This is a genomic window from Dyella sp., from assembly GCF_035685805.1.
GTDB lineage: Bacteria > Pseudomonadota > Gammaproteobacteria > Xanthomonadales > Rhodanobacteraceae > Dyella_A.
In genome coordinates this window covers 1-13,247 of record NZ_DASSAB010000020.1, presented here as the reverse complement: position 1 = coordinate 13,247, position 13,247 = coordinate 1, and the positions used below count along the sequence as shown (strand labels likewise).

Genomic DNA, 13,247 nt, shown 5'->3' with positions numbered 1-13,247 from the left:
CTCGGTGTCTTGACGGATGGATGCAAGCCGCTTGAGACAAGCCGGCGGCCGCCAAGTTCAGCCCCATGGCAAAGATGGTGGGGACAACGGCGGCCAGCTCAAGCGGCGGCCACGTCATCGCCCTGCACCAGCCGCTGGCGCTCGGCCAACAGGCGCTCGAAGCTGGCCTGCGGCAGTGGGCGCGAAAACAGGTAACCCTGCAGCTCGTCGCAGTGGTTGGCGCGCAGGAACTCGAAATGCTGCTCGATCTCGACGCCCTCGGCGACAACCCCGCGCTTGAGGCGATGAGCCATCTCGATCGTGGCACGCACGATAGCTTCGTCGTCCGGGTCGATACCGATGTTGCGCACGAAACTCTGGTCGATCTTGATACGGTCCGCAGGCAGGCGGCGCAGGTAATCCAGCGAGGCGGCGCCGGTGCCGAAATCGTCTATCGCGATGCGGCAGCCGAGCTGATGCAGGCCGTGCAGGTTCTCCACCAGGTTCGGTACCTCCTTGATGGAGATGCTCTCGGTGACCTCCATCTCCAGCAGGGACGCATCCATGCCGGTATCGCGCAGCACGCCGGAAACCACATCCAGCAGATCCGGCTCCATCAGCTGCACCGCCGAGAGGTTCACCCCCAGGCGCAGCCGCAGGCCATAGGCCTGCTCCCAGGCATGCGCCTGGGTACACGCGGTGCGCAGCACCCAGGCGCCCAGCGAGACGATCAGCCCGCTCTCCTCGGCCAGCGGAATGAACACACCCGGGCTGATGCCGCCCAGCTCCGGGTGCTCCCAGCGCACCAGCGCCTCCATGCCGACAATGTCCTCGGTTACCGCGTCCACCTGTGGCTGGTAGAACACCCGCAGTTCGCCATTGCGCTCGGCGTGACGCAGGCGCGAGATCAGCGCCACATCCTGTTGCTGCTCCTGATCCTGGCTCATCTCGAAGATCTGGAAGTTGTTCCGCCCCAGATGCTTTGCCGCATACATCGCCTCGTCCGCATGCTTGAGCAAGGTGTCCGCATCGGCAGCGTCGTCGGGGAAGAAACTGACGCCGATGGACGCGGTAACCTGCAGCTCCACGCCGCCTTCCAGGTGCAGGGGCGTCTCCATCACCTGCACGATCTTCTCGGCCACCCGCAGCACGTCGTCGGTCTTGATGATGTGTCGCAGCACCACGGTGAACTCGTCGCCGGCATAGCGCGCCACCGTGTCGGAGGCTCGAATCGAGCTGCTCAGGCGCTGGGTGACGACACGCAGCACCTGGTCGCCGGCGGCGTGGCCGTACGTATCGTTGATCGCCTTGAAGCGATCGAGGTCGACGAACAGCACGGCGAAGCACTCACCGGTGCGGGTCGCTTCGCGGATGATCGTGTCGAGTCGGTCGTTGAACAGGAGCCGGTTGGGCAACCCGGTCAGCGCGTCGAGCAGGCCTTCGGCGCGTCCCTGCTCGCGCGTGCGCCGCAGTTCGAGCGACTGCGCGAAACGCGATACGGCGCAGCGCAGTACCGGCTCGACGATGTCCATCCGGCCGAGCCCGCGGCGACGGCCCACCAGCAAGGCCCCGAGCACGCTGCGGCGCTCGTCCAGCAGCGGCAATCCAGCAAAGCCTGCCACCTTCAGTTGCCGCAGGAGCGGGTCGTACTCGCCCAGCCGCTGCGCATCCTCCACGTGCCACATGCTCTTGCCACCGAGGACCCGGCGCAACGACGCCTGCTCGGCCGGGTCCGGCCACGCCACGTCGTCGCCGCGCCAGTGCGAGATCACCTGCACGGGCGCAGCGCTTTCTTCGGGGCGCGCCGACCACAGCGCCAGGTAGTCCAGTGAGAGTTCGTCGATCAGCAGGCGGGCGGTGGCGGCATGGGCATCGATGCTGCTGCCCGCCTGGAAGATGCGTGAGAGCAGCGCCAACGCCGCCTCGGCACGCGCTTCGGCACGGTCGCTGCGGAACGCCACGGCGACAGCGTCCCTGCCCCGGTGGCGAACCCGTCGTGCATTTGCCTGCCCGGTATCGGTACCGTGCCGGGTGCGTCGCTGGCAGGCGTACCAGGAGCGATCCGCCGCCGCCAGCAGTTGGTCCAGCTCGATCCCTTCGAACGCCAGCAGTTCGCCCAGTGGCCTGCCCAGCAACTCGGTCACCGGCAACTGGCTGTGCCGCAGCACCGCCGCGTTGACGTCCAGCACGCGGCTCCCGGCCGGGTCGGCGATCAGCCACTCGGCATCGTTGTCTTCATCGTCGAAGGCGAACCGGTAGGCGAGCGCGTCTTCCGGCGACGCGTGCGACGCAGGCGTGTCGGGAGCGGCCGGCTGCGGCCGCGATTGCTCCACCCTGCGCCAGCGTGCGACCAATTCGCGGGCGATCCCGGCACTGTCCAGCCAGTCGGTGACGCAGTCGGGCAGCAGCGCCGGACCGATCCGGCAGTCCGGGCCGAACACCGCCAGCAGCGGCGCGGCGCGGCAGATATCCATCGCGCGCAATTGTTCGCAGCACGCGCGCGCGGCGCGGCCGTCGCCCTCGAACGCGACCACGATCAGCGAGATCGGCCCACGGCCGGCGAGCAGGATCGAGGCGTGCGCACCGTCGCGCGCGCTCAGGATGCGGTCGTGCTCCTCGGCGTCCAGTACGTCGAAGAGCTGGCGTCGCAACTCGCGGCTGGACGCCACGACCAGCATGTCGGTCGTCAGTGGCCGGGTCATGTCAGACGACCCAGCGGCCGTCGCGCAGTCGCGGGCGCACCGGTTGGTCCGACTGCGCGGCGACACGCACGGCCAGATCCCCCAGGTGATCCACCAGCGTCTGCGGCGCATCCACCAGCACCACCCGTCGCAGGTGCCCGCTCGGGGCACGTGCCAGTTGCCGCAGCAAGGTGGCGTCCATCGCCGATAGCGGCAGCTCGAGATCACACAGCAGGTAGACGCCGAAATGCATGCTTTGCTGCATGTAGCGCAACGCGTTGCCCAGTCGCTGGCAGCCCGGTACGCGGGCATGTGCGTCGCGCAGGCTGCCCAGGCCGCTGTCGGGCTGCCAGAGGTAGACCGCCTGGCCTGTGTGGCGCGCAATCGCGCGGAACTGCCCGATCAAAGTTGGGCCGTCGACGCCCTCGGTCACGATCAGGCCTCCCGGCGCGGCCAGGATTCGCTCGAAAATCTCGATACCGGCCTTGGGCGGGCTGGACGCCATCATCGACTGCATACAGCGCGGTACGTTTGCGCACTGCCGGGCAATTGGCAATAGGCGGTGCAGCGGTCAAGCACGGTGCCCCCGGCCCGCCCGCGCGACCGGCGGTTGACGCCTGCGGGGCAATCTCGCATTCGACCGTCCGGGACGGTATGGTTTGAGCCCCCTCATCACCTGCCAGACGCCATGTTTGAAGGACTGCGCTTTATCCACTGGAAGACGAGCACGGACGATGGCGGCATCGTCACGCTCACGCTCGACCGCGAGGGCAGCAGCGCCAACGCCATCTCCCGGGCGGTACTGGATGAGCTGGGACAGATCGTCGAACGGCTCGCGATCGAAAAGCCGGCCGGCGTGATCATCCATTCCGCCAAGGCCAGCGGGTTCGCGGTCGGAGCGGACATCAAGGAGTTCGTCGGCTACGCAGCGCAGGGCGATGTGCTGCAGAACATCGAAAACGGGCAGCGCATCTACGAACAGCTTGCCCGCCTGCCCTGCCCGACCGTTGCGGCCGTGCACGGTGCCTGCATGGGTGGCGGCACGGAGTTGATCCTGGCCTGCCGCCAGCGCATCGCCGCAGACGACGAAAGCACTCGCATTGGCCTGCCCGAGGTGATGCTGGGGATTCACCCCGGCTGGGGCGGCACCGCACGGCTGCCGCGACTGATCGGCGCCACCGACGCACTGCCCATCATGCTTACCGGCCGCGCCTTGTCGGCCCGTCGCGCGCTCGCGCTCGGCCTGGTTGACCGCACCGCGCCTGCCGCCGAGCTGCTTGCGGAGGCGCGTGCACTTTTGCGCCGCCCTCATTCGCGACCGCTGTCGCAACGCGCCAAGGCGTGGGCAACCAACCTCTGGCCGGTCCGCCAGGTGCTTGCGCCGATGGTGGTCAAGCAGACCGCCGCCAAGGTGCGCAAGGAACACTACCCGGCCCCGTTCGCCCTGATCGAGGTGTGGCGTCGCGGCGGCAGCTCGATCCGGCAACGCTTGCAGCTGGAGGCACGTTCGGTGGCACGGCTGGCCGAGACGGCCACGGCGCGCAATCTGATCCGGATTTTCCTGTTGCAGGAGCGACTGAAGGGCCAGGGCGCAGGGGTCGAGCACGGCATCGAACACGTGCACGTGGTGGGCGCCGGCGTGATGGGCGGCGACATCGCGGCCTGGTGCGCGTTCAAGGGCTTCCAGGTGACGCTGCAGGATCGCGAGATGAAGTACATCCAGCCGGCGCTGGACCGCGCGCGTCAGATGTACGAGAAGAAGCTCAAGACGCCGGAAAAGATCGCGGCCGCGCTGGCGCGCCTGCGCGCTGACGTCGAGGGCAAGGGCGTGGCCGACGCCGATCTGGCGATCGAGGCAATCTACGAGAACGCCGACGCCAAGAAAGCGCTGTACGCAGGGATCGAGCCGCAGTTCCAGGCGGAAGAATTGCTGGCCAGCAACACGTCCAGCATCCCGCTGAGCGAACTCAGTACCCAGCTGCAGCATCCGGAGCGTTTCCTCGGGCTGCATTTCTTCAATCCCGTGGCGCAGATGCCGCTGGTGGAAGTGGTTCGCCACGACGCCCTGGATCCTGCGGTCGAACGACGGGCACTGGCATTCTGCAAGGCACTCGGCAAGCTGCCGGTGGCAGTGAAGGGAACGCCCGGATTCCTGGTCAACCGGATCCTGATGCCCTACCTGCTCGAGGCGCTGCGCCTGTACAGCGAGGGGGTGCCGGGGCCGGTGCTGGACAAGGAAGCAAAGAAGTTCGGCATGCCGATGGGTCCGATCGAGCTGGCGGACACCGTCGGGCTGGATGTCTGCGCCTCGGTCGGCAAGGAGCTGGCGCCGTTTCTCGGGCTCGAACTGCCGCCTGGCATTGACGACAAACTCGAGGCCGGCAAGCGTGGCAAGAAGGACGGCCAAGGGTTTTACGTGTGGCAGGACGGCAAGCCGCAGAAACCCGAGGTGGATCCGGATTACGTGGTGCCCGCCGACCTCATTGATCGCATGATCCTGCCGATGGTGAACGAATCCGTGGCATGCCTGGCAGACGGCGTGGTCGACGACGCGGACCTGCTGGACGCGGGGGTCATCTTCGGCACCGGATTCGCACCGTTCCGCGGCGGCCCGATCACCTATGCGCGCAGCGAGGGCGCGGATCTGCTCAAGTCCCGTCTGGAGCGCCTGGCACGTCAGTACGGGGAGCGCTTCGCACCGAAGCACGGCTGGGAGTCGCCGGCCCTGCGAGAGTCCCCGGGCTCGGTCGCGATACGCTGATGTCGCTCTGGCCGCGCCGCCGGCCGGGCGACGCGGCCAGGGCGCTTACCAGATCAGATCGTCCGGCACGCCATCCTCGGGCGCGTCGTCACCGGGATTTACCAGCAGTGCCACGGCCTGCTCGTCGATGGCCTTGATCTGCTCCGCCAGCGCACGCGGCACCAGCAGGTAACGTCCGCCCTGCTGGATCACCCCCAGTTCGCCAGCATTGAGTGCCGTCAGCTGGTCCGCGTCCACATAGACGCGGCGTATCTTGCCGCCGTATTCGAAGTGCCTGGCCTGGTCTGCGTCGGGCTTGTTCAAGGTGCCCGACTCCAGCAATTTCTGCACCTGTGCCTTGCGTTCGCGCTTGATGCGCGCGCGTTCGGCCGCCTCCTTCTCCTGCCGCTTGCGCTCGGCCGCTTCGGTCTGCGCGCGCATGGCATAGGCGCGGGCCAAGTCAATCTCGGCCTGGTCTCTGGGTGCCCGTTTGGCGGGTGCGGGACGCGGATTGTTGGGTCGCGAGACTTTGTCTCGTGCAGGTGCAGGTGCAGGCGCGCGCCGGTCATCGCGCACCTGTTTGACGATGCCGCTTTTCAGCAGCTGGTCGCGCAGGGAGTCAGCCATGCTGTCGATCCATGTGAATGCACGTGGTGCGGAAATCAGTAATGCGGCGGCGGTGGCTCGTCGTGCGGATCGTGCGAACTGTCCGCACGCATCGTCGCCAGCTCGTTGCGCAGATCGCGCACGATGCGCTCGAGCGCCGCGATCCGCAACGACTGTTCCGCGTCCGCCGTGGCCAGCGCATGCACCGAGTCGTCGATGAAAGTAAGCCTCACTTCCAGCTCGGTCAGGCGCTGCTCCAGATCCACCCGCTCGCCGGCCATGATCAGCTTCGCACCAGGCTGCGACCGCGACCGATGCCGTAGTAGGCGAGGCCCGCCTCTTCCACCGCCACCGGGTCGTAAAGGTTACGGCCGTCGAAGATCACCGGCGTAGCCAGCGCCTCGCGAATGCGGGCAAAGTCGGGACTGCGGAAGGCCTTCCACTCGGTGACGATCACCAGCGCATCGGCGCCCTCGAGCACGTCGTAGGGATGATCGCAGAGCGCCAGGTCGTCCCGCTCGCCGTAGATGCGCCTGGTCTCGGCGGCCGCCTCGGGATCGAAGGCACGCACGCGCGCCCCGACCTCCCACAGTGCCTCGAGCAAACGCCGGCTCGGCGCCTCGCGCATGTCGTCGGTGTTGGGCTTGAAGGCGAGCCCCCACAGGCCGATCGTCTTGCCCGCCAGCTGGTCACCAAAGTGACGCCGGAGCAGCTCGAAGAGCTTGCTCTTCTGGTCTAGGTTGACCCGCTCCACCGCCTCCAGCAGGCGCGCCTGATAGCCATGCGAGCGCGCGGTGCGCTCAAGCGCCTGCACGTCCTTGGGAAAGCACGAGCCGCCGTAACCGGCGCCGGGGTAGATGAAGTGGTAGCCGATCCGCGGATCGGACCCAATGCCTTGCCGCACCAGTTCGACGTCGGCCCCGACACGCTCGGCAATGTTGGCGATTTCGTTCATGAAGCTGATCTTGGTCGCCAGCATCGCGTTGGCGGCGTACTTGGTCAGCTCGGCAGAGCGCACATCCATCAACACCGTGCGATCGTGATTGCGGTTGAATGGCGCGTACAGCTTGCGCATCGCAGCCACCGCGCGCTCGCTGTTGCTGCCGAGCACGATGCGGTCCGGCCGCAGGCAGTCTTCGACCGCGTCGCCTTCCTTGAGGAACTCGGGGTTGGAGACCACGTCGTAGGGGACGCTGACGCCACGGGCATCCAGCGCCTGAGCGATGGCGTCGCTGACCCGGTCGGCGGTACCCACCGGCACCGTCGATTTGTTCACCACCACGGCGTAACGATCGAGCGTGTCGCCGATGGTGCGAGCTACCGCCAATACGTATTGCAGGTCTGCGCTGCCGTCCTCGTCGGGCGGCGTGCCCACGGCAATGAAGATGATCTCGCCGTGGGCGATGGCCGGTGCAGCCTCGGTGGTGAAGCTCAACCGCCCCTCGGCATGGTTGCGCAGCACCATCGGCTCCAGGCCTGGCTCGTAGATCGGGATTTCGCCGCGTTCCAGTCGAGCCACCTTGCCCGCGTCGATGTCGACGCAGACGACATGGTTGCCCATTTCTGCCAGGCAGGCACCGGTAACCAGGCCGACATAGCCGGTGCCGAAGATGGTGACTTTCATTGCTGCGGTGTTTCCTTGCCAGAAGCGGACGCGGATTCTATCAGGGCCACCTCTTCGCTACCCCAAAACAGAAGAGGGCGCGAATGCATTCGCGCCCTCTTCATTCAGCAGCTGGAACCGGTCAGATCAGCCGCCCTGGTTGCCCTGGCCTGCGGGGGTCGGGCCGGTCTTCTCCAAGGTCACGTCGAAGATCAGGGTTTCATTGGGCGGGAAGCCGTTGCCCGGCTGCGCCCCATAGGCGAGGCTGGACGGGATGAACAGCTTGTAGTGCGCACCGGTCTGCATGAGCATCAGGCCCTCGCGGAAGCCCGGGATCACGCCGGCCAGCGGAATCGGCACCGACTTGCCGGTCTTGGGCTCCGGATGGTCCGCCGAGGCGTCGAACTTCTCGCCGTTGACGAACGTGCCGGTGTAAGCGATCTGCACCGTATCGTTCGGACCCGGACGCGGACCACTGCCAGCCGACAGCACCTGGTACTGCAGGCCCGATGCCGTGGTCTTTACGCCGGGAGCGGTCTTGTTCTTGGCCAGGAATGCCTCGCCCGCTGCCTTGTTCTTGGCGGCGACCTCGGTGTACTGGGCCTTGGCCTTGGCCTGCAGGTTGGTGATGAACGCCTGCTTGACCTGCTTGTACTCGTCCTCGCTCATCGTCGGCTTCTGGCCGGAGAGCGCCGACTGCACCGCGCGGGCGACCGTTGCCGGGTCAACCTCGTCGCGCACCAGCGGCGGCAGCGAGCTGGCCAGGTCCCAACCCACCACGTAGCTGGCCTTGGTCTTGTCGACCGTGCCGGCAGCAGAGGACTTGGCAGCCTGCGCGTGAACGCCGGCAGTCATGCCCAACGCCACGGCCAGAGCGGCCGTCGTGAGCGTGGGACGCAGAAAATGCTTCATTCGTAACTCCCTCATATGGAATGTGCCGGCGGCGCCGGACAAGCCCCCGTGTCGGAGGCTGGCCCCGCATTGTGCGGCCGCCGCCAGCGCTTGGCAACGACGCGGAGGCTGGGACATCGAGGCCCGCGAATTGGTTCCGCGCATACCTGAACGCAGCAGACGCGAGTGCGCCTCACGGCTTTGCGATCGTGTCCCTGAGTGCTGCCTGCAAGCGCGCATGGACCTTGACCAACCCGCGCCAGAGAACCACTGCCAGCAACACACCGGCGACCACAAGTGAGATCGCGACCCCGCGTGGCGGCAGGATGGTCGAGCCCAAGGCGCTGACAAGCACTGCCAGCGCCAGCAGCGTCGCCAGCGGAATCAGCCGCGCCAGCACGCTGCGGATGGCACGGGTGTAGCCGCCTGCGTAGCTCTCGCGGATGCCGAGCTCGGCAAGCAGCATGCCGAGCGCTTCGGCCTTGCGGTAGATCGCGATCAGCAACGGCAGCGACAGAAACAATGCGCATGCCCAGATCACGGTGTGGCGTGCGTCCCGGGTGAGCCCGATCATCGAGAACCAGGTCCAGTTGTGCGCATTGATGTACGCGCCGATCACGAACAGCGTCACCACCAGCATCACGTTCACCGCGATGTGCCACAGCAGCCGGCGCACCATGGCCGCGATCATGGCGTTGTCGTCCACCGGCCGCAGGTTTTCCAGCCAGCCGCTGTAGCTGGTCGCCAGCAGCCGGGCCGATGGAGGCACCACCCGGCGCACGCCGCTGACCAGGCTGTCCGCCGAACGCACCAGATAAGGCGACACCGCCATGCAGAGCACCGACACCGCCACCGCAATCGGGTAAAGAAAGTCGCTCACCGAGCCGAGCGAAAGCCCTAATGTTGCGATGACAAAGGAGAACTCACCGATCTGCGCCATGCTCATGCCAGTGCGCACCGCGGTGCGGGGATCATGGCCGATGGCAAAGACGCCGAGCGTGCACACCGAGGCCTTGCCGATGATCACCACGGCCGCGATGGCCAGCGCCGGCAGCGCATACTGCGCCAGCATCGCAGGGTCGATCTTCAGCCCGATGGCGACGAAGAACAGCGCCGCGAACATGTCGCGTAGCGGCTCGATCAGCCGCATCACCTTTTCGGCGGCACGCGCCTCGGCCACGACCGCGCCGGCGAGGAACGCCCCAAGTGCCACGCTGAAGCCCATCCACGCCGCCAGCAGGCTGGCACCGAAGCACAGGCCGAGGGTACTGACCAGCAGCATCTCCTCCCGCTCGAACGCCGCTACGTAATCCACCAGCCGTGGCAAGAGCAGCAGGCCGAGGATCATCCCCGCCACCACGAACAGCCCCAGATGGCCGATCAGGGTGAAGGCGGTGGAGGCCGCCACCGAGCCCCCGATGGCCACGGCGGTAAGCAGCGTAAGGATGACGATGGTCAGCATGTCCTCGGCCACCAGCAGGCCTATCACCAGCCGCGCGAAGGGGAGCTCCCGCAGCCCACCCTCGGCAAGGGTGCGGGTAGCCACCATGGTCGAGGAGAGCGCAACGATGCCGCCGAGAAAAAGCGCATCAGTGCCGCCCCAGCCGAAGGCCTGGCCCAGTCCGAAGCCCAGCCAGAGCATGACCCCCACCTCGGCGACAGCAACCACCAGGATTCCTACCCCCACGCGGCGCAGCTTGCGCACGCTGAACTCCAGCCCCAGCGTGAACATCAGCAGCACTACGCCAAGGTTCGAGATGTCGTCGATGGTCCGCGGATCGGCAACCAGCACGCCCGGCGTATGCGGACCGATCAGCACGCCCGCGAGGATGTATCCAAGCAGCACCGGCTGACGCAGGCGATGAAAGAGGATGGTCGTGGCGCCGGCCACGATCATCACGATCGCCAGGTCGCGGATGAAGCCGATCTCGTGCATGCAGGTGTCCGTTGCGCAGATTCAACTAGCTTAAACGACCCGCCGGCCCGACCCCGGACGGCGACGGCACCGACCTGCACCGAGAGCGCGAAAAATCTTTTAAGAAAATGCTTGACGGATTCGCCACCCCTGCCTATTCTTTCGGGCTTCCAGCGGCGGGGCCATAGCTCAGCTGGGAGAGCGCCTGCATGGCATGCAGGAGGTCGGCGGTTCGATCCCGCCTGGCTCCACCAACTTAATTCGTCCCCATCGTCTAGAGGCCTAGGACATCACCCTTTCACGGTGGCGACCGGGGTTCGAATCCCCGTGGGGACGCCAAGTTGGAACCCGCAATGTTCGCGGCAGCGCGAACGAAGCTTGAAGCTGGAAGCAAATGTGGAGCGGTAGTTCAGTTGGTTAGAATGCTGGCCTGTCACGCCGGAGGTCGCGGGTTCGAGTCCCGTCCGCTCCGCCACTAACGGAAAGCCCGCCTAGCGCGGGTTTTTTGTTGTCTGTCATTTGACGATCCGCCCGCTCTACTCGTCGACGACAGTATCCAACGGGCCAGCCTCGGCCCGGCGGGTACAGCGCTCCAGGGTATGCAACGAGTGGCCCTGCTCGGCCAGGTACTCCAGCCAGCGCGACAGGAAGCCGTTCATGCGCAGGCGATGCTGCAACACCGTATGCGCCGGCGGAAACGGCCCGAGCACCTGCCACAGGTGCCGACCCGGGTGGCAATGCAGCGCCTCCGCCACGTGGGCGTCGGTGTACATGCGCAGCTGCGCGGACGGTGTGCGTAGTCCCGTCTGCGCATCGACGAGCCCGTAGGTCAGCTCGAGCTCACGCGTATATGGATGGCACTCCTGCACCTCCAGGTGCACGTCCAGCCCGTCGCCCACGTCCGACACATACGTCCCGGGCGCCAGCGTGTGCGGCGCAAACAGTCGCGCCAGCCGGTGGTAGTTCTCCGCATAGAGCCCCATCAGGAACTCGAATCGTCCCGGCAACAGGGCACTGCGGCGGTCAAGTACGGCGCTCATCTAATCAGGCAACTCCCGGACATCAAAACATGGTGCGCTCGATCCCGAAGCGCTCGAAGATCTTGCTGGCGATTTCCTCGATCGACACGTGGGTGGTGTTGAGGTTGGGAATGCTCTCGCGCCGCATCAGCTTGTCCGCTTGCGCGAGCTCCCACCGGCACTGCTCAAGCTTCGCGTAGCGGCTGTTGGGCCGCCGCTGTTCGCGAATCTGCGCCAAGCGGGCCGGGTCGATCGTCAGGCCGAACAGACGATCCCTGTAAGGTCGCAGCCGCACGGGCAGCTCGAGCTTGTCCAGATCGTCGTCGGTGAGCGGATAGTTGGCGGCGCTCACGCCGTAATGCAAGGCCATGTACAGACACGTGGGCGTTTTGCCCGAGCGCGACACACCCACAAGGATGAGGTCGGCCTGGGCGTAGTCCACGTCGATACCATCATCATGCGACAGCGCATAGTTGGTGGCGTTGATGCGTGCCTCGTACTTGTCGAAGTCGACCAGACCGTGCGAGCGGTTCACCGCGCCAGAGCGCTTGGCGCCCAGCTCCTCCTCCAGCGGACCGATGAAGGGCGCGAACACGTCGATCATCAGTGCGCCGCTGGTAGCGACGATGTCGCACAGGGTGCGGTCGGCCATGGTGTTCACCACGATCGGCCGGTCACCGGTCTGGGCGTAGCGGGTCTTGATGCGCAGGGCGGCGGCCTCGGCCTTTTGCGCATCATCGACGAACGGTAGGCGATGCTTGTCGAATTCAAGCCCTTCGAACTGCGCCAAGATGCTGTTGCCGATTGTCTCTGCGGTAATACCAGTGGAATCTGAGATGAAAAAAACGGTTCGCTGCATGAGTCGTTCCCGGCACCTTCATAGGGCATGTTCCGCACCTTAGCGCATGCTTCTGGTGCTTTGTTGGCTTGATTTTCGAGACACTGGTATTGAGGTGGCGCGGCAGCGGCCCGGAGTGGTCTTCTTGTGCCATGCGTCATTTTTCATCGACAATACCAGTTCTTTGTCGCCTGCTTTTCCCGGCAGTGCAGTGCCCACCCCACACCTCGCGAGGAGATCCATCTTGAACGATCTGGTGCTTTGGCTCGACCACCTGCGCATGACCGACCTGGGCAAGGTCGGCGGCAAGAATGCGTCGCTAGGCGAAATGATCGGCAACCTGGCCAAGCTTGGCGTGTCGGTGCCCGGCGGCTTCGCAACCACCGCCGATGCATTCCAGCAGTATCTAGACAAGAGTGGCGTGGCCGCGCGCATCCAGGCGCGTCTGGCGAATCTGGACGTCGACGACGTGGATGCGCTGACCACCGCCGGCCGCGAGATCCGCTCGTGGGTGGTCGAGACGCCGCTCCCGCAGGAGCTGGACCAGGCGATCCGGCAGGCGTACGTCAAGCTGTGCGAAGACGCCGGTAGCAACGACATCGCGGTGGCCGTGCGCTCCTCGGCCACGGCGGAGGATCTGCCCGACGCCTCGTTCGCCGGCCAGCAGGAAACCTTCCTCAATATCCGGGGCGCGAGCGGCGTGATGTTCACGCTGGATACCGAATCGGGGTTCCGCGACGTGGTGTTCATCACCTCCTCCTGGGGCCTGGGTGAGCTGGTGGTGCAGGGCGCGGTGAACCCGGACGAGTTCTACGTGCACAAGCCGATGCTGGCGGCGGGCAAGCCGGCGATCCTGCGCCGGCGCCTGGGCTCGAAGCTGCAGAAAATGACTTTTTCGACGGAGGCATCGGCGGGCAAGTCGGTGCGCACCGAAAACCTGCCGCCCGCCGAGCGCGACCGATTTTCCCTCACGGA

General features: G+C 66.1%; 11 protein-coding genes and 3 tRNA genes. 5 read left to right on the top strand and 9 right to left on the bottom strand.

The window, feature by feature from the left end; all coding sequences use genetic code 11:
* Nucleotides 1-98 precede the first annotated feature (98 nt).
* Nucleotides 99-2,681 (bottom strand): putative bifunctional diguanylate cyclase/phosphodiesterase, encoded by a 2,583-nt coding sequence (locus VFG40_RS04480; RefSeq protein ID WP_324895324.1) that lies wholly within the window; start codon nt 2,679-2,681, stop codon nt 99-101.
* 1 nt (nt 2,682) lies between these two features.
* Entirely contained in the window at nt 2,683-3,177 is a 495-nt protein-coding gene (locus tag VFG40_RS04475; RefSeq protein WP_324895322.1) for a Ycf46 family AAA ATPase, read from the bottom strand.
* A gap of 171 nt (nt 3,178-3,348) precedes the next feature.
* Here VFG40_RS04475 and VFG40_RS04470 point away from each other — a divergent pair, with 171 nt between their 5' ends.
* On the top strand, nt 3,349-5,421 hold the full coding sequence (locus VFG40_RS04470) for a 3-hydroxyacyl-CoA dehydrogenase NAD-binding domain-containing protein (protein ID WP_324895320.1): 2,073 nt from the start codon (nt 3,349-3,351) through the stop codon (nt 5,419-5,421).
* Nucleotides 5,422-5,466: 45 nt separating this feature from the next.
* Here the strand turns inward: VFG40_RS04470 and VFG40_RS04465 are convergent, their stop codons facing one another.
* From VFG40_RS04465 to VFG40_RS04445, 5 genes are all read right to left on the bottom strand, one after another.
* Nucleotides 5,467-6,027 carry a DUF2058 domain-containing protein gene (locus VFG40_RS04465; protein WP_324895318.1) on the bottom strand — a complete coding sequence of 187 codons (561 nt, stop codon included), beginning with the start codon at nt 6,025-6,027 and terminating at the stop codon, nt 5,467-5,469.
* Between the two features lie 35 nt (nt 6,028-6,062).
* A complete protein-coding gene (locus VFG40_RS04460; RefSeq protein WP_324895317.1) occupies nt 6,063-6,287 on the bottom strand; it encodes a SlyX family protein in 225 nt (74 codons plus the stop codon).
* 2 nt (nt 6,288-6,289) lie between these two features.
* Nucleotides 6,290-7,630 (bottom strand): UDP-glucose dehydrogenase family protein, encoded by a 1,341-nt coding sequence (locus VFG40_RS04455; protein WP_324895315.1) that lies wholly within the window; start codon nt 7,628-7,630, stop codon nt 6,290-6,292.
* 126 nt (nt 7,631-7,756) lie between these two features.
* Nucleotides 7,757-8,521 (bottom strand): FKBP-type peptidyl-prolyl cis-trans isomerase N-terminal domain-containing protein, encoded by a 765-nt coding sequence (locus VFG40_RS04450; protein ID WP_324895313.1) that lies wholly within the window; start codon nt 8,519-8,521, stop codon nt 7,757-7,759.
* 172 nt (nt 8,522-8,693) lie between these two features.
* Nucleotides 8,694-10,436, bottom strand: a complete 1,743-nt coding sequence (locus tag VFG40_RS04445) for a cation:proton antiporter (protein ID WP_324895311.1) — start codon at nt 10,434-10,436, stop codon at nt 8,694-8,696.
* A gap of 157 nt (nt 10,437-10,593) precedes the next feature.
* Here VFG40_RS04445 and VFG40_RS04440 point away from each other — a divergent pair.
* The 3 genes from VFG40_RS04440 to VFG40_RS04430 all read left to right on the top strand — a co-directional run bounded on the left by VFG40_RS04440 (nt 10,594) and on the right by VFG40_RS04430 (nt 10,890).
* Nucleotides 10,594-10,669 (top strand) — tRNA-Ala (locus VFG40_RS04440).
* A gap of 9 nt (nt 10,670-10,678) precedes the next feature.
* Nucleotides 10,679-10,754: transfer RNA gene (locus VFG40_RS04435), tRNA-Glu, on the top strand.
* Between the two features lie 59 nt (nt 10,755-10,813).
* Nucleotides 10,814-10,890 (top strand) — tRNA-Asp (locus tag VFG40_RS04430).
* Nucleotides 10,891-10,951: 61 nt separating this feature from the next.
* Here VFG40_RS04430 and VFG40_RS04425 read toward each other — a convergent pair.
* Complete coding sequence (locus VFG40_RS04425) at nt 10,952-11,455, bottom strand: DUF1249 domain-containing protein (RefSeq protein WP_324895309.1); 504 nt, start codon at nt 11,453-11,455, stop codon at nt 10,952-10,954.
* 22 nt (nt 11,456-11,477) lie between these two features.
* Complete coding sequence (ppsR, locus tag VFG40_RS04420) at nt 11,478-12,293, bottom strand: phosphoenolpyruvate synthetase regulatory kinase/phosphorylase PpsR (protein ID WP_324895307.1); 816 nt, start codon at nt 12,291-12,293, stop codon at nt 11,478-11,480.
* A gap of 223 nt (nt 12,294-12,516) precedes the next feature.
* On the opposite strand from ppsR, the gene VFG40_RS04415 reads away from it, so the two are divergent.
* A partial coding sequence (locus VFG40_RS04415) for a PEP/pyruvate-binding domain-containing protein (protein ID WP_324895372.1) occupies nt 12,517-13,247 on the top strand: 731 nt, incomplete at its 3' end.